Below are 26,363 nucleotides of genomic sequence, written 5' to 3' on the forward strand. Positions count from 1 at the left end.
TTTTAAAAAGATTTCTATCAACATGTAATCATCCAATTCCAAGGGGATTGGAGAGTATTTTTATAGACAAGTATCCTAAAATATATAGGGGTTTAATGATCGATAGGACATATCATCAAAGAAATGAACAGGGAAAAAATAGTTCTCAGAGCATAGAGTTCTTCTTTAAACCGAATTCCATAGCTGTCATAGGTGCATCACCGAGTCCTGAAAAAAACTCCAGGGTGATAATGGAAAGTCTTGAAAGGATAGGCTTCAAGGGAAATGTCTATCCAGTCAACCCTAAATATTCCAGCATAGGCGGCTTGAAATGCTACAGTTCTATAGCCGATATAGATGATATCATCGATGTGGCTGTATTTGCAACTCCTGCACCTGTTGTCCTGGAGGTCCTCAAAGGTAACGTGGAAAATCTCAGGGGAGCCATAATCATCAGTTCGGGATTCAAGGAAATTGATGATGAAGGCAGGAGACTTGAAGAGGAGATTCAGAAGATAACCAGAGCCAAAGGAATCAGGGTCATAGGTCCGAACTGTATGGGAATATATGATACCATATCCAAAATTGACACCTTCTTTGTATCAGGAGATATGTTGAAAAGACCTGGAAAGGGGAGCATATCCATACTCACTCAGAGTGGTTCTTTTGCCCTGATGATCATGGATGAGATGGCTGCAGACTATATAGGAGTTGCAAGGGTTGTGAGTTATGGCAACAGGATGGATGTTGACGAAGTGGATTGTCTCAACTACCTCATGGATGATGATGATACAAGAGCCATTGCAATTTACATCGAATCACTGGACAACGGAAGGCTTTTCGTTGAAGCCGCATCAAGGTGCTCAAAGAAAAAACCCATTGTTGCCATAAAAGTTGGCAAGGGGGAAAGTGCCATGCGAGCCGCTAAATCCCATACAGGAGCCATTGCAGGAAGATATGAGATATATAAAGCTGCTTTTCACAGGGCAGGGATCATAGAAGTGGAAGGCTATGAAAGACTCAAGGATGCCTTTAAGATCTTGAATAGTTATGAACCTGTGAAGGGGAAGAACGTCCTGATAGTAACTGATGGTGGTGGCATAGGCATAAGCGTTGTCGATGCATGTGAAGAGCTGGGACTTGTAGCAAAAGAACTTACATATGAAACAGGAAAAATCCTGAGGTCCAGATTATATTCATTCTCTGCAATAGGAAATCCCATTGACCTGACAGGCAGTGTTAAAAATGAGGATTATTTCACAGCCCTTGAGGAAGGTCTAAAGGACGGGTATGATATTGCCATCGTAACCCTGCTCTGGGGTCCACCAGGCCTTAATGAAGGAGTTGTGGAAAGGCTGAAAGATGCAAAGAAAAGATTTAGAACACCGATAATCATTTGCAGTCCGGGCGGGGAGTTTACAAGGCAGATGGTGAAGGTGTTTGAAAAGAACGGACTACCTGTATTTCCGTCACCTGAAAGTGCTGCCCGTGCTGCTCATGTAATTTCAGGATACACACGGAAGGACCACAGCATAACAGCTGAAAATGAGATATCATCTGCAATAAAGGACAAAATCAAGGGAATAGTTCACGGTACTCTTGAACAAAACAGAATGAATCTACTTGAAAGTGAAGCCAAGATTTTGATATCCTCAATGGGTATACGAGTTCCTAAATCGGTAAACATTGAAGGGAAAGGAAAGATTCCCAAAGGAAAAATGAAACCTCCTTTTGTCCTGAAAGTTGTGTCAAAGGACATTCTTCATAAAACCGAAGTGGGAGGAGTTTGTACAGACATAGAAAGTATTGAGGATGCAGAAAAAGCCCTCAAAAAAATGAGAGTTGAGATTGCTGAAAAAGCACCACAGGCAAAAATAGATTGTTTCCTGCTGGAAGAGATGATCACAGATGGTGTGGAGGTCATAATAGGTGGTTTGAGGGATCCACAGTTCGGCCCCGTGTTGATGTTTGGAATCGGAGGTGTTGCAGTGGAGCTTATGAAAGATGTTAGTTTCAGGCTTGCGCCTGTGAACAGGGAAGAAGCTATTGAAATGATGCAGGAGATCAAAGGCTTCCCCCTCCTTACCGGATTCAGAGGTCAGAAACAGGTAGATGTTGAAGCAGTTGCATCTGTTATCAGTAGAATATCCGAACTACTAATGGAAGTCAAAGAGATTGAGGAAATAGAGATCAATCCCCTTATGGCCACTGAAAGTGATGCTGTCGCTGTGGATGCAAGGGTGTTGTTAAACCCTGCTAACAAAACCATTCATATGAACCCGGGTGCTGATGAGAACAGGGACCAACGCCTGTAACCCATTGCCTTTTTGACCCTTTTGGTAGCAATATCTAATGCAGCCTGTCTTGGAAGTATCCCTTTTTCCGTAGATTCACTTAAAACAGCTCTCGTGTTCAAGCGGATCTTCTCCTCAATAGCCTCTAATGCATCACATTCACTGCCTCCCTGATATTCTATAGCAGCACATATAACGCCACCTGCATTGGCAATGAAGTCAGGAACACAAATTACTCCCCTTTCATACAGATACTCTTCAGCAACACGAGTAACTGGTATGTTTGCACCCTCTACGACAAGTTTTGCTTTGAGATGAGAGACATTGTCCTCATCTATGACATCGGGACGTGCAGCCGGGATCCAGACATCACAATCTATACCAACAAGAGAATCAAGGTCAATGATCTCTCCATCCACATAATCAGTAACACTCTTTCCCGAATTCTTAAGATGGATCAAAGATTCAACATCAAGCCCTTCCGGATCGTATATGCCGCCTTGCGAATCTGCAACGGCCACAATTATGGCGCCTTTTTCCGAGAGGAAAAGTGCAGTATTCTTACCCACAGCACCAAAACCCTGAACCATTATACGGGCTCCTTTAAGTTCGAAATCGCAGAACTCCATTGCCACTTCTGTTGCATGCATGAGTCCCCATCCCGTTGCCCCGATCTCATCCAGAGGAATACCTCCAAGTTCCCTCGGCAGACCCACAACTCTGCCCATCTCATCCTTGACACATGCCATATAATCCTCATCAGTACCCATATCTGGTGCAAAGATGTATTCCTGGACCCCTCTCAGTGAGGAGGCAAGTGCCCTTATCAGAACTTCTTTTTTATCCCTGTCCATTTTGGGGTCGCCATAAATAACAGCCTTCCCCCCCCCATATGGCAGACCTGCGGCCGCATTTTTCAGTGTCATGGATCTTGCAAGCCTGAAACATTCCTCTGTGCTTACGTCAGGATCCATGCGAACTCCTCCTATGGAAGGTCCGGCTGCCACATTATCTACAACCAGTACAGCCTTCAGTCCAACTGAAGGTTCATAGACATGAATGATCTTAGAAGGACCAAGCTCATCTGCAAATCGAAAAATATCCTCCATGGTAAACCCCCTTATGATACCCCTGTAAGAATACCATATAGTTACTTTTGCATTCTTGTTTAATAAACTTGTCAATTGGATTAAAATCCCCATCACGGAATTTTGGACTTATAGAAATCCTTATGATAATTTACACTAATACTAATATTGAGTGAACATGAGGGTACTTGTTGTAGTTCTGATAATGGTATCTATTCTGATATCAGGTTGTACAGGGGTGGAAAAGGAAACTTTAGATTCTTCTCCGCAGATAGATGATACCTTAAACGACAGTGAGTTGAATGATGCGGATGTGCAAGATATGATTGAAATGAATGTTTCAAGCAGTGCTTTTGAGCACAATGGAATGATTCCGCAGATATACACCTGCGACGGTGATAATATAAATCCACCTCTGGAATTTGGAAACATACCCGAAGAGACCAGGAGTCTGGCAGTGATCGTTGATGACCCCGATGCACCCAGAGGAACCTTTACACACTGGGTCGTATGGGATATTGAACCGGGGCTAAATATAGAAGAGAACAGTGTTCCAGGTATTGAGGGCTTGAATGATATCGGGAAGGCGAATTATGTCGGTCCATGTCCACCTTCAGGAACACACAGATATTTCTTTACTGTGTATGCCCTTGATACACAACTCGATATTGAGGCAGGTGCAAGCAGGCAAGATTTAGAGGATATCATGGAAGGTCATATTCTGGCAAAGGGTCAGCTCATGGGTACATATAGTAGGAAATAAAGATTTTTGAAATCCCTAGGGCACCTTATACAAATCTTAATTGCACAATGGCTTGGAGATACGTAAAAAAAATGATGGAACACCTGGCTAGATGTTCCAAACCTCTTATTCATTTCTTCTTAAGAACAATACAATGAATATACCCAGAACTCCAGCTGTTAGTATGGGACTGGCTGTGGGTACGTATTCCTGTTCAGCCTTCACAGTAACGATCGCAATTGATCCGTTCGGATTGACCTCCGGAGTGATTATAGCATCAGGTTTCTGGTTTACCATGACATTGCCTTCAAACTGAATGCTGTATATTCCACTTGCAGGAACTACCGAAGGCACCAATGATACCTCACCGATATCACTGTCGTACCATTGAAGACCTTTCAAATGGTAATGTCCGGAGAACCAGTGAACCACATTGATATCACATTCATCGAATACTGATGCAAGCCTGTCGTATTCGTCCTTTCCATCGTATTCCTTCTTGTTGAACGCCAGGAGAGGATCCCCCTCCACTCTATCAATCGCTGTACCATCCACTAGTACCTTATTTTCCCAGCCAATGAAGGAGTTACCTGTTCTGTGATTTGAGAGGGTTAACCCATTTAACAATGCAAGAGGGTCATTCTGTACGTGTATCTCTCCAGCTATTTCCGTTGATGAAGAGGACATCATTGGTATCCCACCGGTGTTCAGCACAGCAGCGCTTCCCTGCATGATATCCATTTCATATACGGGTGGATGATGGGTGAATACCACAACATTCTCTATCCCCTTCTCATTGCATTCATTGAGATGCTCGTTCAGCCATTGCCATGTACCATTTTCAATGATATTGTCTGAATGATCCCGATCATGGAGATCTGCGTAGCCTTCGAATTTCCTGATAGTCGGGGGGAAGCTACTTTCATCGTATGGATCGAAATCATCTCTTGCGCAGAAATCAAGGCAAATGAAATGATATGGGCCATAATCAAATGCGAAATTTTGGAACTCAGGTGTAGGGAATCTTATATCATAGGGATTTTCAGATGGCATAGAATCCTGTTTCTCCCATCCATCCATCTCGACACTGAGCCTTTCATACTGCGATCCGAAATACTCGGTATATAGTTCCTCGGGATAATCCGGCCAGGTACCGCTTGTTGAGTATCCATTGAACTTGAACCATACGTCATGATTGCCTATGATGGGGATGTAATCTATTCCGGCTCCTGTTGGAAGTGGTTGTTTAAGCCTTTCCAGCTCAGTAATCACCTGCTCATACTCCAACCTGTACTCAGTTTCACCTTTCCAGCCAGTTGTATCTGCATTTCTTCCCTGTATCATATCTCCGAGAACTACCACGAATTTCACATCATCTGTTGGTATTCCATTATTATTCAGAGAAATCACTTCATCAACCGCATTCTGTAAAGCAAGCACAGATATCATGTCATTTGGATTGTACTGAAGATCTGAAAGTATGGCAAAATTGTACTGTTCTTCACCGCTTCCGATAGCAATTGGAACCTTCTCTATATCCACGACAATTTCCGGTGGGACATAGAGCTCCATCAGACCTGCATCTTCCATGAACCCTTTTGCTGTGAAAGATACGGGTATTCCGTCAACGATAGCTTCCACATTATAAGTTCCAAGGAGTTCCCATATTATCATTAGAGTGAGTTTTCCACTGTCATCCACTGTTACTATAGGGATTGGTGTTGCCTGTTCGGTATCAAACACTATATTGATGATGTTACCCGGATCGCTTGATGCCTGTAATCCTGTCTGTTTTGGATAGCAGAGAGATGAAGGAAGCTCAACAGCAAGTCCTGGTGGTAGATAAGGTACCAATAGAGATGTATCGAATTTCCCGGTGCTGATAGGAACAACTCTGAGTTCACTGAAGTTGGCAACTATCGTATCATTTCTCCACACGTTCATTGCCTGACCTAATTGTGTTCCACTGGCTGATGTGACATTTCCAAAAGAAATCGTGTATTTGTTATCGGCATCTTCAGGGATGGTGTTTTGAGTGACCTGACCCCAATCCCATTCAAGATTTGCCCAGTTCCAGTAACCCCAGTTATGATCATGATAACCCTTTGCGTCCTCGAAAGTGAAAACAAGCGGTCCAAAGGAGCTTTCATTGATTGTAAGTGTTCCATCCACAAGCATCATTGGAGACGCCACCAGCCAGTTCATGTCTATCATTTCGAACATGTCCGAGGAGCTCATTAAAGACGACTCTGCATGAGGTTTGAACAATGCATCAAAAATTGCTTTTCCATCATCGGACTCTATATGTACATGATAACCTTCCGGAGTCAGGTTGACCATACTGGAAGCAATCTTCACATCAGTTTCGTTCTCTGAGAATTCCGCCTGTAACGTCGGGCTGTAAATACCATATTTGGTATTTGGTATCCCTGATATATCATAGCCCAGCAGTACCTGAGCGGTACTGCCCATAGGAAAAGCGGCCGGATCAGAGACGTTACCGTTGATCTTCAATGATGTTACAACAGCTATGTTCTGTTCTTCATCGATCATGTTGAAATAATGCCATTCATTGTATAGTCCGGCACGATAATAATCAGCTTCATCAGGTGGATGAAAAACATCCAGTGCAGAAAGTTCAGATATCAGGTCATTGCTTCCGTTTGCAAAAACCGGATAAGGCACTGCTGAAAATATTAGCAAGAAAACTAACATAGTAGTAAATATCGATATGGATCGCATCTAATGTACCTCCTCATGAATTATTTTTAATATTTAATCATATTATTAATTTTACTAATCAAGTATTGAGGATGCAAGGTAAGTAATTTAGGAAACAAAACTTCAGAGATATGTTACTTTAAAAATGTTTAACAAAACCACTATTATAAAAATGAGAAGGAAGTTCTATAGAAATATCCATTTTACAAAGTGATTTAATCCAGGAAAGACTATTTTCTTTTATGAATGGGGAGGTTAGCTGGTATCGTGCAACTGCTGATGAAACCTTCAGTCTGCTCGAAACCGGGAAGGAAGGGCTCAGTAAGGATGAGGCGTCATTGCGTCTGTCAAAATTCGGGTACAATGAAGTTGAGACAAGGAAAAAGCATGGACCTGTTTATCTGTTCTTTAAACAGTTTGCCAATCCTCTGATATATGTGCTGATAGCAGCAGCATTAGTAACCTTTTTCCTGGATGAATATGCAGATTCCGCTGTCATCACAGGTGTTATTTTTGCAAATGCTTTAATTGGTTTTATCCAGGAACGTAAGGCAGAGCATGCCCTTGAGTCACTTGTGAAGATGATGGAACCTGAAGCCACTGTACTGAGAGGAGGATTACGTGAGCTTATTCCAAGCAGGGAACTGGTCGTCGGGGACGTGGTGCTTCTTGAAGCAGGTGCCAGGATACCCGCTGATCTGCGATTGTTCCAAAACAAGAACCTTCGTATAGATGAGTCGGCGCTTACCGGTGAATCCGTGGCCGCTGAAAAGAATAATTTACCGATTCCTGGTGAGGACATACCCCTTGGAGATCAGAAGAATATGGCATTCTCAGCCACACTCATCACACAAGGTGTAGGTATGGGAGTGGTGGTATCAACAGGTATAAGGACCGAGATAGGAAAGATCTCAGAACTTATCAGGGAATCCGAGACCATATCCACCCCACTGACCCGTACCGTTAACCGCCTCGGTAAACTACTCTTCATAGTTATACTCTTTGTTTCTATCTTCACATACATTGTAGGAAGGCTGCAAGGTTTTGAAAATCTTGACATATTCCTCGCAACAGTAAGCATGGCCGTTGCAGCCATACCCGAGGGTCTGCCAGCTTTGATTACCATATCCCTTGCCATAGGTGTCAAGTCAATGGCATCAAAGAACTCTATCATAAGGAACCTTCCATCTGTGGAAACACTTGGCTCGGCAACGGTGATCTGTTCGGATAAGACAGGCACACTGACAATGAACCAGATGACAGTTACATCCATTTATACTCTGGAAGGTCTGTTTGATGTCACTGGTGATGGTTATTCCACTGAAGGTGATTTCTTCCTGAACAACAAGCAGGTCGAATTCCAAAAATACCAGTCCATGCTCGATACACTTAAAGCAGGAGCCCTGTGCAATGATGCCTACATCAGGGAAGAAGGAGGTATAGACGGAGACCCCACTGAGGGTGCTCTGCTCGTATCAGCCATGAAGGTATCCAGTTTCCACCTTCCACGACTGGATTCCATACCCTTCGAATCCGAGAAAATGTTCATGGCAACTCTTCATGAGGAGAGCGGAGATTCCAATGTTGTATATGTAAAAGGTTCTCCTGAGAAGATAATCACCATGTGCAGTTCTCAGTACGATGGAAAAGGAGAAACTGAAATTGAAGTGGGAAAGATACTTGAAGCAGCTTCCAAAATGGCTTCCGGTGGTCTGCGTGTTATTGCAATGGCATACAAACACGTAGAAGTGCACAAAACTGAGATATTTGTGGAAGATATGAGCGACCTGACCTTCCTCGGTCTGCAAGGAATGATGGACCCCCCAAGAGAAGAGGTAAAGGAGGCCATAAAGAAGTGCAATACTGCTGGTATCCGGGTCATCATGATAACCGGTGACCATGTGCTTACAGCGAATAGTATCGCCGGACAGCTTGGTATCACCACAGATGGTGCTCTATCCGGGTCAGATCTGGATAGCATGTCTGATGAGCACCTGTTAGAGAATCTAAAAAAGATATCTGTCTTTGCGCGTACATCTCCTGCAGACAAATCCCGTATTGTAGGCCTGTTGCAAGATCAGGGGAATGTTGTGGCGGTCACAGGAGACGGTATCAATGATGCACCTGCCCTTAAAAGAGCCGATATCGGTATCGCCATGGGCAGATCAGGTACGGAAGTAGCAAAGGAAGCCGCCGACATGGTACTTGCGGATGATAATTTTGCATCCATTGTAAATGCCATTGAGGAAGGAAGGGATGTCTACGATAAGATACAGAAAGTAATTCTCTGGACACTACCCACCAATGCAGCAGAAGGTCTTGCCATTATGGCAGCTGTATTGCTTGGGATCACAAACCCTCCACTCCTGCCTCTTCATATACTCTGGATCAATACCGTGACAGCCATAGGACTGGGGGTTCCAATAGTATTTGAACCAAAGGAAGACCGTCTTCTGATGAAACGTCCACGTTCCCCATATGAACCTCTTCTGCTTCCGGTTATAAAACGCAGAATAATAATTGTAGCTTTGCTTATGGTGACGGCAAGTTTCCTGCTATTCTTTTTCGAAATGAATAGTCCGAATATGAATATATCAAAGGCACAGACTACAGTATTGAATACCATTGTTCTTTTTGAGGTATTCTATCTCTTCAGCTCGAAATCCATCTATGAGAGCGTCATAGGACGCCTTTTCTCAAATCGTATAATGCTGGGTGGAATAGCCCTGGTAATATTTTTACAGCTCTTTATTACCTACAACCCATTGATGAACAGTGTAATGCGTACGGCTCCTCTGGAAATTGCTGATTGGGTGATAATAGTACTGGTATCGAGTACCGTATTCTTCATTATAGAAGGAGAAAAGTTGCTGCATAGAAGAATTCGGGAAAGGAGATGAGCATTCATTTCATCTCCTTTTATTTTAGATTCTCAAAAAGAGCATTATTACCTGTTCACTTAAACTTGGCATTATTGCTACATATTATTCAAAAAATGGAAATACATTGCATAAAATGGCTTTGAAAATGCTATTTGAAGACTTCAAGTCAGTTTGAAGTTTAGGTATAGCCTAAATAATAACAAATCCTAGTGGAATATAAGGAGTAAAAACCTATGCAGGAAACATCCAATAATAAATTATACTATGTCCTTTTCGCATTATCCATAGCTGTACTCCTATTGGCAGCTGTGATATATGCCGGCCCGCTTGTAGGGTCCGACCAGAGTACTGAAAATACCATCTTCATCACAGGAGATGCGCAAACAAAGATAGCTCCTGATACTGCTTCACTTAGCATAGGGGTTGTTATACAGTCGCCGACCGCAAAGGAATCCTCAGATGAGAATGCTATACTGATGAGTGCTGTCATAAAGGAACTCAAGGATCTCGGTTTGCAGGATAATGAGATAAAAACATCCTACGTTTCCGTCTATCCAGTCTATAACTACGATGGCAAGCGAACTATTGAAGGCTACTCTGCTTCCAACAATGTACAGGTAACCACAAAGAATCTGGATAAGCTGAGTGAGATAATTGACAGGTCAACAGCCGCTGGTGCCAACCAGATCGGAGGTGTCTCTTTCACTGTATCCGATGAAAAGCAAAAGGAGCTTCGGGATGAGTTGCTTACAACAGCCGTAGATGATGCATCAACAAAGGCTGATCAGCTTGCTGACAATCTGGGTGTTAAGATCGTTGGTATAAAATCATCATCCATAAATGAGGGACAAATTCCTTCCGTATATTATGAATCAGCTGCAGTGGCAGATGAGGAAAGAGCTGAGACACCAATTGAACCTGGAGAGACCACTGTGTCCCTATCAGTTCAGGTGACATACATAATCAAGTGATCATTGGTTAATGCTGCAAGAAGATAAATAAAAATGGACATCCTTTCATCAGGATGTCTATCTATTTTCAGCTTATATATCTAAAATAAAAACTATGCAGGGATTATCCCTCATGTTTTATTTTACCAATCACAATCAAGCAAAGCAGGAAAATAAGAGATATTAGTCCGGCTTTTGTAAGTATCGGAACTTCCCTGATCCTGTCATGCCGATAGTCTTCAACTTCACCAAACTGAGCAGCTCCTTTATCCTGCTCCAGTGTGCCGTCAATATCCTCTGATTCTCCAATATTTTCATCGTAATCCAGCCTGAATCTGGAATAGAATGGCTCTTCAAGTCTGTATGTAGGTATTGTGTACGAAGGAACCGTAACTTCAAATTCAAGTTCCCGTGAATTTGTCGTGGATGGCCATGGAGTTGCAGGGTTCAGGAGTTTTCCTTTGGTGGCACTGTCATTCAATCCGGGTCCCCCCTTCCACTCGATAATCTGCTCGAACTGTGTCCATCTTCCATCGGAATCCCAGTCTATCCAGGCATTCAGGTAGAGCATATCATTTACTCCGTAACGGGATGCCATGCCTGAAGTACTTACATTCACAATGACTTTGAACTTTTTACCGGGTATGTCTGTGAAATTAACAAAACGCACACCATCATCATGTTCATCTTTGTCAGTCACTTTTGCTTCACACTCAATCCTGTCACCTGCTGTCTCAACTGTGCCCCCAAGCCATTCGAATGCATGACCAGCTGGCTGGTAACCAAACAGATGCTCTGCACCCCTGGCAGGGCTGAGTAATTGAATACCGTTCAGTGTCCTTCCTGAACCATCATGAACTATGGAAGGATACTGATTCTGACCGGTGAACGGGTCCGGAGCATCACCAAGGTCCGGAGTGTAGAGGAAATTCGCTGCATTTTTATCGCTGTCTTCTAATGACCTTTTGCTCAGATCATCCGGCCAGATAGAACCATGCATGGTTGAAACCGGTGGACCTGCAACAGGAGAATGATGTATTCCTATGAAGTGCCCTATTTCATGGATAGCCGTCACCTGCACATCATAGGCACCTTCTGATGAATTTTCCCTGCCTATGGTCCAATTGAGACTGGTGTCAAACACAACATCAGATTCGATGATCTTTCCGTTCTTCTCATAAAAGATTCCTGTAAGAGCTACATAATTCGTGGTATCCAGGTTGTTTGCTTTTGTTTGCACAACTCCATCCTTTCCTGAAAGTATCCGGTTATTTGTTATATCAAATATATCGTCACCAACTGGCTGTGTTTCAAGGAATCCGTTCGAACCTGCAGTGATACAGGTAGAATTTGGTTCCCCCTGTCCAAAGGGAATCTTTTGTATATCGTCACCTGTGGCATTTGTAGAGGCTATTCCATCAGAACCTGCTGTTATGGTATTTCCAACTGTTTTATCATCGCCTGCAGGAGTTGTATTGATTATACCATTGATCCCGGCAGTAATTATTGTTACATTTGGTTTACCATGGCTGAAATTTATAGCCTGGATATCGTCCCCTTTGACCGGTACAGTAGCCCAGTCCAGGACATTATGCCCATCCAATCGTATGGCACGGTTAGATACATTGACAGTTTTCCCTTTCCTGAATCCGATTGCAGAAGGTACGACATCTTCCCATACTTTGAAAGAGGTATTGATCTCATTTATCAGGAGTTGTTTATCTGCATCTGTGATGTTCCCATCCTCGTTCAGGTCAGTGATATTATCGCTGATCGACCAGGGAACCTTGCAGTCTGAAAACTCACGCAGGTCCCAGTGTAAGAACGGAGGCTTGTCCTTTGATTCACTGATGGTCAAAGGGTAACCTGAAGGTGCAGGATTGATACCAATAATCCTGAAATCATCAGAAGCAGCCCTTAATATCCCAGGATTAAATGAACTGAAAAACGAAACCGGAGAATGTTCATCATTTACCAGGGATTTGACCCGGTCTGTGAATTCATCCAGTGGAATACCATTTTCAAGCACTATTTTATTTCCATTTCTGTCATTTTCGATTGTGAATTTACCCTGGGACATACCTACAAAAGGAATGAATCCCGGTCTTATAAAGAGAAGAACTTCTTCGTCCGGTTTGAATTGTGGTGCATCTGTTGTATAAAGACTGATAATCTCTGTTGTACCACCCAGTTGTTTGATGGTTATATTTTCACCAGGTATGATTCCTTTCAGTTTCTCATCCACAGAAATGGTAATAAAGGTGTAGATCTGGGTTTTATCTTCATTCCATTCACCTGTAATTTCAACAACCTTACCCGTAAAAATGATAGTTGCATTTTCTGTTAATTCCTCAAGTGTCAATTGAGTGTTTACAGGAGTTGCAACTGCAAATCCACTCATGCTTATCAATAAGATACTGAATAATACGAGGATTTTCCTCATTCTCTTGTTCCCCCACGGAATTTGTTATTTTATCAGATTCTTGTAATATGATTGCCCTAAAAGTTGTTAAAATTTTGGAACAAATGTTTCTGATGATAATAGCCATCGCATACTCATATTATAGCTATTTGATACAGCTCACAGCTTAATTTGGAATTAACTATAGATCATAAGTTCTTTTCAGAAACATAGTTTCAAAAAGTACATCTAGATTTTTAATTATAGGTATATTATTTATTCATGTTAGCATAAAATTTTATAAGTATGGGAGAATGGGGCAGGAGTTTAACTATGTTCAAAATTGAAGAAACAGGTCCGCAAATTCAGGGTAATGATGTCCGCTTTCGGATAGATCTTCCCGGCATCGAGCAGGAAAAGGGTTTTTCTGCAAAGGTCTATGTCATCAATAAAAGAGGGCAATTCGATGTCAATATAGCGGCAGATGTCTATGAACTGAAACCTGAGATCGCAAGTCCCGATGAGGATGAATTGTGGGGCGAGATTGCCAGGAATCGCTGGTGCAGCGATCTTATTCAAATGGAATCCGGAACATATCTCTACCGCTTTGAGATCAGCGGGCCCGAGCAAGGCAATGGAAATAAGGTGCGCAGTCTTTATTTTGGAGACCCGTGTGCCCGGGAGACCGATGCAGGTGTATTTTCGGTGTTTCACGTTCCAGTCGAAAATCCAGCACCATGGGAAGATGGTACATTCAAACTACCACCCCTTGACGAAGTCATACTCTACGAACTCAATGTTGCCGAATTCGGTGGTACTTTTGCAGGTGTTGCTGAACGCATTCCTTACCTTCTCAGTCTGGGTATCAATGTAATCGAACTCTTACCTATCAACAGCATTGCTGAGCCGACACGCTGGGGTTACATGCCAATCTTCTATTTCGCACCGGAAGAAAGATTTGGAGGACCAGCAGGATTTCGACATCTAGTTCAGGAATGTCACAGAAACGGGATTGCAGTGATCCTCGATATGGTATACGCCCACACCGATCGCATGTTCCCTTACCAGATTGGATACGAACGATTCTTCCAACTGTGGTATGATGACCATTACTCTGATGAAGACGGTTTGCATCACGCTCCCAACCCGTTAGTGAGTGCCTACGATAACTTCGGCAAAAAGAACGATTGGCGCATGCAATCCGCACAGGAGTTCTTTGCTGCCGTCAATGCATTCTGGCTGCGAGAATATCACATCGATGGCTTCCGCTATGACCACGTCAATGGTTACCTGGACCGAAAACCGATTGAAAGAAATGGTGGAATCGACTGGTATAGTCAGGAAAACCGCCCTACATTCCTGTCCCTTCAGGATTTATCCAAAGCAACCTATCAGGAATCCAGGAACTATCCACGTTTCTTATCCACGCCAGAAGAGGCATCGCGAATCATTCAGATCGGAGAAGACCTCAGGGAGAGTGCTTATCAATTGTCACCTGCATCCGCTAGTGCGATCAACGGTTGCTGGGAGAAACGTCTGTCCGATGTAGCCAAGAATATGGCAGTAGGAGACATCCTTTTGGGGGATCTGGGAAAGGAATTGCTTCTGACGGATGAGCGCTTTGACGAAATGGGATACACAGGCGAGAAGAATGTTGGGGACGATACTATTCCAGCCATGGTGGTGCAGTTCATCGAATCACATGACGAATGCAGACTCTTCTATATGATACAGAATCAGAAGGACTGTGGAGACACAGGCTTTGAGTACCGTAATGGTCTGGACGGTCAGCCATGGTGGAAACTACAACCTTATGCCATTGCTTTAATGACCAGTGTGGGTATTCCAATGCTCTGGGCAGGTCAGGAATTTGCTGAGAATACCGGTCTTACAGAGGGCGGTATGGTGAGGGTACGTGGCTTTAGACCACTTCACTGGGACTACTTTTACAACGTTGAATCCAGCACTGATGGTGCCACTGTATTACCACTGGTAAACCTTTATAGAAAACTGGGCAATCTGCGGCGAAAACATGCAGCTCTGCGAGCAACTCGGGAGAACGCCAGGGAAGAGTATTGTAATCTGGAAGATAAAGTATTGGTCTACCGTCGCTGGAAAAATGAAGAAGTGCTAATCATCATCCTTAATTTCTCCGACCAGGAGAGAGAAATTCCTGTTCCCTTTGGTCATACCGGTATTTGGGTGGATATCCTTGAAGCCAGTTATGATAATGTCAATGAACCATACTCCATATCTGTGAGCGATTCCAGTACACATGAATTGGTCTCGATACCTGCTAATTTCGGAAGAATACTCCGCTTAGAATCATAATATCAGCTGTATATCTGAATACATAGATCACTTTGAAAACGCTACATGAAGACTTCAAGTCAATTTGAAGTTTAGGTATAACCTAAATAATAAAAAATCCTAGTGGAATGCAAGGAGTAAGAACCTATGATTAATACAAGGAAAATACTGACCGTACTTTTCATCTGCGTTTTAGCCACAGCCACTCTTTTGGTATCTGGCTGTACTGAAGCTGTAGATGATGTTGAAGATATGAACGATGAGGAAATTGAATCTGAAGTAATCTCCATAGAGGACATAACTGAAGTAAAATGGCAGTGGTCAGGACTTATTGAAAATGAGCCTGCAAGCCAGTCAGTTGTCCCTGATCCGGAAAACTACACGATCCTGTTCTCTGAGGATGGAACATATTCCATAAAGGCTGACTGTAACCTTGGAAGCGGAAGCTACACACTGGAAGGAAATGAACTTACACTTGGTCCCGGACCAATGACACTTGCAGCATGCGGACCTGAGTCACTATACGATATGTATGTTACACTTATAGGCAATGTCAATTCAGTAGCAATGGAAGACGGTAATCTTGTACTCTATTCCGGAGAGAATATGGACAAGATGATGTTCATAGCTTCCTCTGAAGAATAAGGAATCTGCTGAAGCTCAATATTCAGGAAATGAGGATATTGCAGGCAATCTTACCTGTTGATCCCATTTCCATCCCCTCTCTTTTTACAGTATTGTTCAATTATTTTCAGGTCACTTTTAAGTCATTTTTAGATTTTTCCAGGGTATTGTTTCCGACTTCTGCCTTCTTTTCTCCCCATAAATCGTTTGAACAATTCCCTGACAAAACATAAATACACAGGAACCAATGTAAAAATGGGTATTTTGGTGGGTGATCTTTGATATGACTAAGAGTTATCTGAAAGAAAGATTGAAGGCTCTAATGGAAGAGCAAAAGCTGGGGGTACTTGCGACTTTTCATGAGGATGAGCCTTATACCAACCTTGTGGCTTTTGCGACAAGTGATGATCTCAAATACATATTTTTTGTAACCCCTGTGTCCACAAGGAAATACTCCTATCTCAGTGTGGCTAAAAAAGCATCAATGATGATAGACAACAGGTCCAACGATGAGAGTGACTTCAAGGACGCCATGGCAGTCAATGCAACAGGAAACGTCATGGAGATAGAAAAGTCGGATGACATCAAAACACTATACCTGGAAAAACACCCATTTCTCATGGATTTCATCCAGTCACCTTCATCCGCCCTTATGAGAATGGATGTGGAAAGATATATCGTTGCGAGCAAATTCCAGAATGTCGTTGAGGTCGATATGACATGAAGGAGCTTGTAATTCCTTTTGAAAAGATACGGAAAGAACAAAGTGAACTTATTGGCTCAAAGGCATTTTCATTATACTCCATAGTTGATGAAGGAATGAAGGTACCTCCCTTTGCATGTATCACCACTAAAGCTTATGAGAGGTTCCTGGACACCAGTACTTTGAGGGGAAAGATAACCATGGAGCTTTCCAGAAAGGATGTCGAGGACATGCGCTGGGAGGAGATGTGGGATAAATCCCTGAGAATACGAAGTCACTTTCTAAACACACCAATACCTGAAACCCTTGACAGGCAGATGAGGGAACAATTAAGCAAACTCTTCAGCGATGTGCCTGTGGTTGTCAGGTCATCGGCTCCGGGAGAGGATTCCAGCGATACTTCCTTTGCGGGTTTGCATGAGTCCTATGTTAACGTGAGAGATGTGGATCCAATAATGAAACACATCCGGCTTGTCTGGGCGTCCCTGTGGTCTGACGCGGCTTTTCTGTACAGGGAGGAACTGGGACTGGATATAGAGCACAGCAGTATGGCTGTGATGGTACAGGAACTTGTGGCCGGGGATGTTTCGGGAATCGTTTTTAGCAGCAGTCCGGACAGCGATGAACAGATGGCAATAGAGGCGGTCCACGGTCTGAACAAGGGACTCGTGGACGGTGATGTGGAACCTGACAGGTGGATGGTAGACAGGGAATCGAGTGCCATTGTCCAGTATGTGAGCCCCTCAGGTCGTGAAATGGTTACAAGATTGAGGGATACAGGTACAGTTCTTGAAAATCCCGTTCCTGAGATATCAAATACCGTTCCTCTGGATGAGGATGATGTGCATAAGCTGTACGATATAGCCATGGCACTGGAGAGAAGGTTCGGGAAGCCTCAGGACATTGAATGGACCAAGAGGGATGAAGAGATATATGTACTCCAGTCAAGACCCATAACAACAACAGGTGACAGGAAAAAACTGTGGTACCTCTCCCTTAGAAGGACAATGGATAATCTGGATAAACTTCGCAAGAAGGTGGAGGATGAACTTATCCCTGAGATGATCAGGGATGAAGCATCATTGAAAGCCATAGATATAGAAAGTATGGATAATGCTGAGCTTGCCGAAGAGATCATAAGAAGAGATGAGCTGCATGAGATCTGGAAGCAGAGGTATATTGATGAGTTCATTCCCTTTGCCCACGGGATGAGGATGTTCGGTCAGGTCTATAATGATGTGATACGCCCTTCCAATCCATACGAGTTCATGGACCTGCTTTCAGGTTCAGGACTGCTTAGCGTCAGCAGGAATGCAGAACTTAAAAGACTGGCAGGTATGCTCAGAAAGGATGCTTCCCTCATGGAGAAGGCGAGGAACAATGTCATTGAAGGTGATTTCGGGAAAGGGGTCGAGGATTTCTTTGGCGATTTCGGACATTCGGATTTCTTCAAGGGCAGGGAAGACCTGCTGAGACTGATAATAGAGCTTGCCTCCAACCCTGAAATGGAAATGCCCGTTAAAGGGGGTAATAAGGATCTGGAAAAGCAGTTCATTTCTGCTTTTTCAGAGAAGAACAGAGCGTGTTCGGAAGACCTGCTCGATACCGGACGCACAAGTTACAGACTAAGGGATGACGATAACATCCATCTGGGAAGGATAGAGGAACAGTATCTTTCATCGCTGAAGGAAGCAAAGCTCAGGATGGCACCAAGATTAGGTGAAGCTGGCGGCGATGTCATGGATTATGATATCGAGAAAGATGAGTTGCTAAAGGCGCTAAATGATGATTCATATGTTCCTGTGAAAAAACTGAGAGTCGAAGAAGATACTCAGGATAAGAAGGAATACAAGAGGCAGATACAGGGACAGCCTGCCGGAGAGGGACTTGTCAGCGGTATCGCCAGGGTGATAACCAGAAATAAGGAGCTTTTTGACGTACGCTTTGGAGAGATACTGATATGCGATGCCATCGATCCGAATATGACATTCGTAGTTCCCCTGGTAAGCGGTATAGTGGAGCGCAGGGGCGGTATGCTGATACACGGAGCCATCATTGCAAGGGAGTACGGTATTCCCTGTGTCACAGGAATACCTGATGCAACAAAGGTCATCAAGACCGGGGATGAGGTCACAGTTGATGGTTATCTGGGTATTGTTGTCATAAAGCGAATGTAGGCAGATAACAGATACATTTCTTCAGGATTACTACAGGCTTCACATCCTTTTTTACTGTGAAATCGTCATGTATAAGTAGCTTGAAATAAAAATTCTCTTTAGACACTACTGATGTGTCTGGTGTGGGTAAAAAGTGAGAGAAGATATAGTTAGCAAATTCGACTAATTGCAAATATAGCAATATTTATGATGTTTATATCATTTGCAGGAATCGTTCAACGAAAAAATCATTGATATATGGATCAGGTAGTAGGATCAGAGATCAATAGATACTAACATGGAGTGATACTATGACAGGAGATATAGCAGAAAAGAAGATCTTGATGGTGGTTGCACAGAAGAATTTCAGGGACGAGGAATTCTTTGAGCCCAGGGATGTCTTTGAGGATGAGGGAGTTAACATAACTGTAGCAAGCAACAGCACAGATGAAGCTGAGGGTGTGCTTGGAGGCAGGGTTAAGCCGGATATGAGTATCGATGATGTGAATATAGCAGACTATGACGCAATTGTGATAGCCGGTGGCGGAGGTTCAAGGGAATACCTCTGGAAAAATAAGAAGCTGCACGAGATCGTGAGAGAAGGTTTTGATATGGAGAAGGTCGTTGCAGCCATTTGCATATCCCCTGTGGTGCTGGCAAAGGCTGGTATACTTGAAGGTAAGAGAGCAACCGTTTTTGGTGACCCTGCAAGTATCAAGGCATTGAAGAAGGGTGGAGCCAACTATGAAGATGAGGAAGTCATAGTTGTCGATAACATAGTCACCGGCAGGGACCCTGCAAGTGCCGTAAAATTCGGACAGACGGTTCTGGAAACCCTTGAGAAGTATTGAAGTAAAATTGAAAATAAAACATTGAGAATTGTGACCCTTACGGTCACAACTCTATAACCTGCAGGTCCGTGGGAATTGTCACATCCCCGTCAAAATATTTTCCTATATGTTCCAGAGCTTCATCCTCGTGTCCCTGCATGTGAGGATAGAGATGCACCAGAAAGAGCTGTTTTACGTTGAGCGGGGTCTTCTTCAATAGGTCGCTGAACATATCCGGTGTGGTGTGATTAGTCATCTCGAAATCAAGCGGGAAGGAGCATTCGTGTATCAGGACATCGGCACCATCAGCCAGTTCGAACACGGGAACACATGGCTCGGTATCGCCTGCATAGACCACAGTTTTGCCACCATGCTCCACACGGTAAGCCAGAGAGGTGGTGCTGTGCACACCAGGTGCGGTCCTGATATCACAATCCAGACCCTCAGGTGAGAAACTGTCCCCTGCCTTCAACTCGATTATATCAACCTCAAAGCGCCCCTGCATATAATCGTAAACGGACAGTGTCTGCTCGACCCACTCTTTAGTACCCTCAGGCCCGAACATGCGCATATTGGTCTTGCCCACAAGCCAGTTAGCCTTGATAAGCGCCAGTACATCACCCACATGATCCAGATGCAAGTGAGTCAAAAAGATGTTCTCAATGTCCGTATGCTCGTAACCGGATTCCTGTATTCTGAACAAAACGCCGCAGCCGCAGTCGAAAAGCACAGGTTTGCTACCAATCTCCATGATAAGACCTGACTGCACCCTTCCAGCCTGGGGAATCCCGACCCCTGTTCCAAGAAATGTGATCTTCATGACTGCTAGAATAAACGTTAAATAACTTAACTCTTATTAGGGGGATGCTTAGACAAATAGGCCAACTCTGTTTTTCTCAATGCGGGGGTTGCCCAGCTAGGTCAAAGGCGCTGGACTTAAGATCCAGTATCGAAGGATTTCGAGGGTTCGAATCCCTCCCCCCGCACCTGATTTTTGGGATATAGGTAACAACAAAAAACGGAACTCTTCCTAAAAACATCTATAGTAATGTTAATTGAAAGGGCAAAAAGAGAAACTGTCAATATAAATTGACTACATAATATTCATTCACAGAAAAAGATGATATGGTGTTTTTAATTGTTCTACTGAATAATATCTAGCTTTTATAGTCAAGTGATTCATTCTTCCTCTTTTTCCATAATCTCTTTAATCTTTTTATCTTCCCAATTCTTTCCGATTTTGCTCACATTAATTCCTTGTATTATTACAAAAATCCCCCATCCAATAATCGGCCATTGAACCCACCAGTTTCCTCCATCAGAATAGTCGATGAAAAGTAGCAGACCCATTATCACCAAGTATATTATTAGATGGTTGTAGAAATTTTTAAGTTCCTTTACTCGTGCTTGAGCACGTAGCAATTTCTTGTCTTTTTCTTCCACTTAATATCGCCTCCCCATTTATACTAGGAAGGATTGATTGATTAGTATTTTGGATACAGCTATATCTAGGGAAAAAACGAACTAATACTTCAAATTCAAAGGGTTTGTTGATGTAAAGAGAAAAAGCAGTTGTTTTTCCAATTTAAAAACTCCTTTGATATTTTCAGCAAATTTTGGCTCTGTAGAAATCCTCATTTGAATAACAAATATAACCTTGACATACCTGTCAAGGTTATGTACTAACAATTTGAATTTGACCTCTTTCACCTGATTCCAATACTTTTTAGCTCTGATCTCTTCACTATATTTTCTTTTCAGAACAGAGAACATCGTTTCTACCAGGTTTCTGTTATGATACAATGCTTTGTCAAATTCCCATGCCATTTTTCTACGGTATTTACCTTTGATCTTCTTCCTTTTCCTCTGCCTTAGAGGAATCATAGATATTGCATCCAGAGCTTCTATTGTTAGTGAATGATATCTTCCGAATCGTAACCTTTGTCCATGACATAGTAACTTAATCAGCGAGTTTTCTGTGCTAAGTAATACTCAGGGGTTAATCCATTTTAAATTAATTTCATGTAAAAAATTAAACCGAAAATAGGTTTTCTACAGAGCCCTCCTGAATAAGATTTTATTCAACTTTGTAACCCATAGGTATTGTGAACGTGAAAGTACTGCCTTTCCCCAGGTCACTTTCAACCAGAACATTACCACCGTGCATTTCCACATATCTTTTCATAATTGCAAGACCAAGGCCCGTTCCCTCAAATTTACGAGTCAAAAAAGAATCCACCTGTGTGAAGGGTTTGAATATCTCCTGTTGTTCATCTTTAGAGATACCAATACCGTTATCTGAGACAGAAACCTGTAATTTGCCATTGATGGAACTTGTCTTAACGCACACTTCCCCATTTTCCGGTGTGAACTTAATTGCATTGGAGAGAAGATTATACATAATGTCTTTGATCATTTTCTTGTCGGCATATAATTCCAGATCATCATTCTCAATTTTGGTTTCAATATTAATGTGTTTTATATTTGCCGCAGGTTGCATCAATCCTAATGTCTCGTATATGATCTCAAAAACTTTGAAACTTTCAGGCACAAGTTTCATTTTTCCAGCTTCAACTTTTGATAGATTGAGAATATCATTGATCAATTCCATTAAATGTTTACTACTTACCAGAACATTGGAAACATACTCCATTTGATTCTCGTTCAGTTCACCTGATATTTGATCATGCAACATTTGTGAAAAACCGAAAATTGAATTGAGAGGTGTGCGCAGTTCATGACTCATTGTTGCAAGGAATTCAGATTTTGCCCTGCTAGCAGCTTCAGCTTCAATCTTTGCTTGAATTAAATTTTTCTCTACCTTCCTATTTTTAAGTGTTTTCCACATCCCCTGCATTAATAATGTTAATTGCCTGACATCTGAATAATCATAGTTTTGTTTTTTATTCCCAACAGCTACAAACGCAACAATTTTATCTTTGTCAAAGACGGGGATACTGAGGAAACGATTTAATGCAACATGGTCTTTTGGAAAAACCTTCGTTGGCAGATTGCAATTTAGATAATCATTAATTATGATTGGTTGGCGCTGCCTTACGATTTCCCCCCATATACCAGTAGTTTCAAGCGAATATTCAAATCTCCTGTTATCCACAGCACATATCTTCATTGCGTTCTTTGACCAGGAATCTATTGTGAGGATCGTTTCGTCCTCATTCACAAATCCAATATATCCAATATTGCTATCGGTAAGTTCCACAGCTTTCTCGCGTGTAAAGTCGATAATTTGCTTTCTTGATGTATGTATCATATGATTGAGCTGTAGAAGTGCTTCTAGGCGAGATTCGTTGAGATGTATTTTTTGTTCAGAACGCTTAGGTTCTGTGATATCAAGAATAATTCCCTCATAATGGGATATCGTACCATCCTCATCACGCTGGATCAATGTTCTTTCATTGATCCATCTCACATCTCCAAATTTAGTCAGTATTCTATAATCCAGAGTGAAATCTTTATGCACTTTTTCTTCAAGATATTTGTCAAACTCTGCATGAACACGTTCCAGATCATCTGGATGTATTATGTTAGCATAGGGAATGCGTCCTGATGTAAAATCATCTGGCATATACCCAAATTGCAGGATATTATCTGTTACGTATTCCACAGGCCAGTCTTTCTCTGCCTTCCACAAAAAAACAATTATCGGACTGCTATTGATAATTTCTTCCATATCAATTTGTGTCATATTATTCCCCTTTCCCCATTTATTAGACTTCGGAAGAATCAAACTCTCCGCCAGGTGGCATCATGATAATTTTACTGTACTATTGTAGATATTAATTACCCAGTATTCATTTGTGTAAATATTTTTATTTTATATTATATCTACTTATCTGACTTGGACGAAAGATATGAAGAAGCAATAGAAGCATTTGAGAAAGCCATAGACATAAACCCAGATGATGCTTATGCGTGGTACTTAAAAGGATCCGCCCTTAATTCTTTAGGAAGAGATGAAGAAGCAGTAGAAGCATATGAAAAAGCAAAAGAACTAGATTCTAATTTACAGGTGCCTTCATAATTTTACTGATTTTTGACTAACCTCCTCACCGCCGGAGTATTCAAATTGAGATCGCCATTTTCTCTTATCCTCTGTTTGATCCCCTGAAACCTGCTCCTAGAAACTCCCAGAGCTTCATTAATGCGATTCTGACAACTTCAGCCTGAGAGCATCCAAACTTATCTGACATCTGTACTAGCTTCTCCTTAAGATAAGGAGATACGGTGGTTAGTATTCTTTCATTACTCATGTTAATCAACATAAATCGTCATGAGGAGATGATATATATACATAATTGAGTATGAATTTGATATCAAATATCGAAAGTAATGACATAAATAATATCAAAAGTGAGGTCGATTTTGACACAGAGGTACTCGAATATTTAAATGTAAAAGGGTACGTAAGAAGGCGGCAACTTGTAAATTACCTCATGAAAACTCATCCCGATAAACGTGGTTATAAAAAGAAAAGTATAGATCGAAAATTATCCAATATGAGAAAGTCAGGAATTCTTGTCTCATTAAAATATGATGATTTGCCGAAATACGGTATTAAAGAAACAGATGGAAGGGCTTCATATCTAATCCCAAAAAAGACTTTGAAAAGGAAAAAAGATCTCGATAAGACATTTAGCTACCTTGATTCAGCAGACATTACAACTAAAAAACTGATATTGGAAGAAATTTCCAGATATGAAATAAAATATGTGTTAAGTCCAAATCAATTGGATATTCTTGCTGAGCATTTGGATACTGAAGATAATGAATTGGTAGATAGTTTACTGGAAATTCTTTTTAGATATATTGTCGAAAAAGGTATCGAACCTTCAAACAAGGATAAATTCTTAGAAATACTAAGATTATTATTAAAGCTTTATAAGGTAAGTCCAGACGAGTATCCAATTCTCAGAAGGCATATTACATGGGTGCTTGGATATTACAGGGATAGTTTTGTTATTGATCAGCTTAAAATTGATGCCGAATCCCTTGAAGATCCTTCTTCTGTCAAGTGTGATTATTGTGATCCATTAATTGCACCTTTTATTGAGGAGCATTCACTTGAACTTTTCAATTTTCAAATAGAATTGAAATTACAAGGAAAGGAAAGAGCTTCTGAGTTTATCTCTCAAATAAAAGATGAAGCCCGTAACCCAAAGCAAAGAATGGAAGGGTTCTGAACATGAAACTCCTTCTCTTAAATGGTCATGGAATCAACATGCATGTTGATGGTGCTAAGCTTCATATCAAGGATGGAAGATTTTTCAGGAAATATATGGGCTGATGCCTCTCCCGATTATCCAGAAAAGAACATTCATACTGTTGTGAAAGAGAGTTGACAATCTTACATATAAAGCAAATCTTTTTATGTGCCAAATACAGATATTTTAATTGGAGGGGTATAGGGTGAATACAAAAATTATCTTCTTAGTTGCTACATTGATAGCGGTTCTCTGTGCCGGGTGCATTGAAGAGACTGCTGGTACATGGAATGATAAAGGTCTTGCTTTTTTTAATCAAGGTGAATATGAAAAGGCAATAGAGGCTTATGATAAAGCCATAGAGATAGATCCTGACTATGCTGTTGCTTGGAATAACAAAGGTTTTACCCTTAATAACATGGGTAGATACGAAGATGCAATCGAAGCTTATGATAAAGCCATAGAGATTGATTCTGATTATGCCACTGCTTGGAATAACAAAGGTCTTGCCCTTGGCAAGCTTGGTAGATACGAAGATACAATCAAAGCTTATGATAAAGCCATAGAGATAGATCCTGACTATGCCGATACTTGGAATAACAAAGGTTTTGCCCTTAATAACATGGGTAGATACGAAGATGCAATCGAAGCTTATGATAAAGCCATAGAGATTGATCCTGACTATGCTGTTGCTTGGAATAACAAAGGTTCTACCCTTAATAACATGGGTAGATACGAAAAGGCAATAGAGGCTTATGATAAAGCCATAGAGATTGATTCTGATTATGCCGATACTTGGAATAACAAAGGTTTTGCCCTTAATAACATGGGTAGATACGAAGATGCAATCGAAGCTTATGATAAAGCCATAGAGATAGATCCAGAGGATGCCATTGCTTGGAATAACAAAGGTCTTGCCTTTTTTAATAAGGGAGAATATGAAATGGCAATAGAGGCGTTTGATAAAGCCATAGAGATAGATTCTAACTATGCCCTTGCCTGGAATAACAAAGGTTTTGTCCTTGACAAGCTTGGGAGGCACGAAGAAGCAGTTGTATGCTACAATAAAGCAGCGGAGATTCAAGAATAAAGAAATACTTGATCCGCAATTCCACTTTTTATTTTTTTGTAGTAGGCTTTAATTGTTAGGAACTTACTTCATTGTCCAGAACTGTACACATAAAATAATTCAGTATGAATGTTTTACTTTTTTTGCATCAGTAAGTAATTGATATTTCTAACAGACATACTTAATGTTGATAGTTCCGTTTTTTAACATTACCTATATCCCCGCACCTGATTTTTGGGATATATACAAGGCGAAAAAAGTGTACGCTATTTTTTGATGGTAGAATTCTATAAGGAATTATTTATCTACATTTTAACATAAATAGAACCATATTTTAAAAAACAATTTATATTTCAAATTAGTATTAGAGTTTAGTAAAAAAGATTCAATAA

18 protein-coding genes, 1 tRNA gene and 3 pseudogenes are annotated in these 26,363 nt (G+C 41.6%); 14 read left to right on the plus strand and 8 right to left on the minus strand.

What is annotated here, in order from left to right:
* Positions 1-95: 95 nt before the first annotated feature.
* Positions 96-2,213, plus strand: a pseudogene (locus V7O66_RS03910) (acetate--CoA ligase family protein); the annotation flags it as partial.
* 137 nt (positions 2,214-2,350) lie between these two features.
* On the opposite strand, the pseudogene V7O66_RS03915 reads toward V7O66_RS03910, so the two are convergent.
* A pseudogene (locus tag V7O66_RS03915) lies at positions 2,351-3,475 on the minus strand (Glu/Leu/Phe/Val family dehydrogenase); the annotation flags it as partial.
* Between the two features lie 64 nt (positions 3,476-3,539).
* Between V7O66_RS03915 and V7O66_RS03920 the strand changes: the two are divergent.
* Positions 3,540-4,124 (plus strand): YbhB/YbcL family Raf kinase inhibitor-like protein, encoded by a 585-nt coding sequence (locus V7O66_RS03920; protein WP_406662568.1) that lies wholly within the window; start codon positions 3,540-3,542, stop codon positions 4,122-4,124.
* Positions 4,125-4,229: 105 nt separating this feature from the next.
* Here V7O66_RS03920 and V7O66_RS03925 read toward each other — a convergent pair whose 3' ends face one another.
* Positions 4,230-6,806 (minus strand): VPXXXP-CTERM sorting domain-containing protein, encoded by a 2,577-nt coding sequence (locus V7O66_RS03925; protein WP_406661671.1) that lies wholly within the window; start codon positions 6,804-6,806, stop codon positions 4,230-4,232.
* A 260-nt stretch (positions 6,807-7,066) separates the two neighbouring features.
* Here V7O66_RS03925 and V7O66_RS03930 point away from each other — a divergent pair, with 260 nt between their 5' ends.
* Positions 7,067-9,724, plus strand: coding sequence for a cation-translocating P-type ATPase (locus V7O66_RS03930; RefSeq protein ID WP_406661672.1), 2,658 nt, complete (start codon positions 7,067-7,069; stop codon positions 9,722-9,724).
* Between the two features lie 215 nt (positions 9,725-9,939).
* The gene (locus V7O66_RS03935) at positions 9,940-10,677 is read left to right on the plus strand and encodes an SIMPL domain-containing protein (protein ID WP_406661673.1); all 738 of its coding nucleotides are present in this window, start codon (positions 9,940-9,942) and stop codon (positions 10,675-10,677) included.
* Positions 10,678-10,780: 103 nt separating this feature from the next.
* Here V7O66_RS03935 and V7O66_RS03940 read toward each other — a convergent pair whose 3' ends face one another.
* Positions 10,781-13,099 (minus strand): matrixin family metalloprotease, encoded by a 2,319-nt coding sequence (locus V7O66_RS03940; protein ID WP_406661674.1) that lies wholly within the window; start codon positions 13,097-13,099, stop codon positions 10,781-10,783.
* Positions 13,100-13,390: 291 nt separating this feature from the next.
* Between V7O66_RS03940 and V7O66_RS03945 the strand changes: the two genes are divergently transcribed.
* The 5 genes from V7O66_RS03945 to V7O66_RS03965 all read left to right on the plus strand — a co-directional run bounded on the left by V7O66_RS03945 (position 13,391) and on the right by V7O66_RS03965 (position 19,701).
* Positions 13,391-15,388 carry an alpha-amylase family glycosyl hydrolase gene (locus V7O66_RS03945; RefSeq protein ID WP_406661675.1) on the plus strand — a complete coding sequence of 666 codons (1,998 nt, stop codon included), beginning with the start codon at positions 13,391-13,393 and terminating at the stop codon, positions 15,386-15,388.
* 126 nt (positions 15,389-15,514) lie between these two features.
* Complete coding sequence (locus V7O66_RS03950) at positions 15,515-16,012, plus strand: META domain-containing protein (protein ID WP_406661677.1); 498 nt, start codon at positions 15,515-15,517, stop codon at positions 16,010-16,012.
* Positions 16,013-16,274: 262 nt separating this feature from the next.
* Entirely contained in the window at positions 16,275-16,715 is a 441-nt protein-coding gene (locus tag V7O66_RS03955; protein ID WP_406661678.1) for a pyridoxamine 5'-phosphate oxidase family protein, read from the plus strand.
* Positions 16,712-18,871 carry a PEP/pyruvate-binding domain-containing protein gene (locus V7O66_RS03960; protein ID WP_406661679.1) on the plus strand — a complete coding sequence of 720 codons (2,160 nt, stop codon included), beginning with the start codon at positions 16,712-16,714 and terminating at the stop codon, positions 18,869-18,871. The genes V7O66_RS03955 and V7O66_RS03960 overlap by 4 nt, the downstream gene beginning before the upstream one ends.
* 290 nt (positions 18,872-19,161) lie before the next feature.
* Positions 19,162-19,701 (plus strand): DJ-1/PfpI/YhbO family deglycase/protease, encoded by a 540-nt coding sequence (locus V7O66_RS03965; RefSeq protein ID WP_406661681.1) that lies wholly within the window; start codon positions 19,162-19,164, stop codon positions 19,699-19,701.
* Between the two features lie 43 nt (positions 19,702-19,744).
* Here the strand turns inward: V7O66_RS03965 and V7O66_RS03970 are convergent, their stop codons facing one another.
* Positions 19,745-20,500 (minus strand): MBL fold metallo-hydrolase, encoded by a 756-nt coding sequence (locus V7O66_RS03970; RefSeq protein WP_406661682.1) that lies wholly within the window; start codon positions 20,498-20,500, stop codon positions 19,745-19,747.
* Positions 20,501-20,581: 81 nt separating this feature from the next.
* Here V7O66_RS03970 and V7O66_RS03975 point away from each other — a divergent pair.
* Positions 20,582-20,666, plus strand: a tRNA-Leu gene (locus V7O66_RS03975).
* 193 nt (positions 20,667-20,859) lie between these two features.
* On the opposite strand, the gene V7O66_RS03980 is transcribed toward V7O66_RS03975, so the two are convergent.
* From V7O66_RS03980 to V7O66_RS03990, 3 genes and pseudogenes are all read right to left on the minus strand, one after another.
* Positions 20,860-21,123, minus strand: coding sequence for a 2TM domain-containing protein (locus V7O66_RS03980; protein ID WP_406661683.1), 264 nt, complete (start codon positions 21,121-21,123; stop codon positions 20,860-20,862).
* Between the two features lie 81 nt (positions 21,124-21,204).
* A pseudogene (locus tag V7O66_RS03985) lies at positions 21,205-21,635 on the minus strand (transposase); the annotation flags it as partial.
* Between the two features lie 122 nt (positions 21,636-21,757).
* On the minus strand, positions 21,758-23,386 hold the full coding sequence (locus V7O66_RS03990; protein WP_406661684.1) for an ATP-binding protein: 1,629 nt from the start codon (positions 23,384-23,386) through the stop codon (positions 21,758-21,760).
* 153 nt (positions 23,387-23,539) lie between these two features.
* Here V7O66_RS03990 and V7O66_RS03995 point away from each other — a divergent pair, with 153 nt between their 5' ends.
* Positions 23,540-23,722: a tetratricopeptide repeat protein gene (locus V7O66_RS03995; RefSeq protein WP_406661686.1), complete on the plus strand. Its 183-nt coding sequence runs from the start codon at positions 23,540-23,542 to the stop codon at positions 23,720-23,722.
* 64 nt (positions 23,723-23,786) lie between these two features.
* Here V7O66_RS03995 and V7O66_RS04000 read toward each other — a convergent pair whose 3' ends face one another.
* A complete protein-coding gene (locus V7O66_RS04000; RefSeq protein ID WP_406661687.1) occupies positions 23,787-23,951 on the minus strand; it encodes a hypothetical protein in 165 nt (54 codons plus the stop codon).
* A 51-nt stretch (positions 23,952-24,002) separates the two neighbouring features.
* Between V7O66_RS04000 and V7O66_RS04005 the strand changes: the two genes are divergently transcribed.
* The 3 genes from V7O66_RS04005 to V7O66_RS04015 all read left to right on the plus strand — a co-directional run bounded on the left by V7O66_RS04005 (position 24,003) and on the right by V7O66_RS04015 (position 25,992).
* Positions 24,003-24,881: a hypothetical protein gene (locus V7O66_RS04005; protein WP_406661689.1), complete on the plus strand. Its 879-nt coding sequence runs from the start codon at positions 24,003-24,005 to the stop codon at positions 24,879-24,881.
* Between the two features lie 27 nt (positions 24,882-24,908).
* Positions 24,909-25,040 (plus strand): hypothetical protein, encoded by a 132-nt coding sequence (locus V7O66_RS04010; protein WP_406662705.1) that lies wholly within the window; start codon positions 24,909-24,911, stop codon positions 25,038-25,040.
* A 67-nt stretch (positions 25,041-25,107) separates the two neighbouring features.
* Positions 25,108-25,992, plus strand: coding sequence for a tetratricopeptide repeat protein (locus tag V7O66_RS04015; protein WP_406661690.1), 885 nt, complete (start codon positions 25,108-25,110; stop codon positions 25,990-25,992).
* Positions 25,993-26,363 lie beyond the last annotated feature (371 nt).

Origin of the sequence: Methanolobus sp. ZRKC3, assembly GCF_045291275.1 — an archaeon.
Lineage (GTDB): Archaea > Halobacteriota > Methanosarcinia > Methanosarcinales > Methanosarcinaceae > Methanolobus.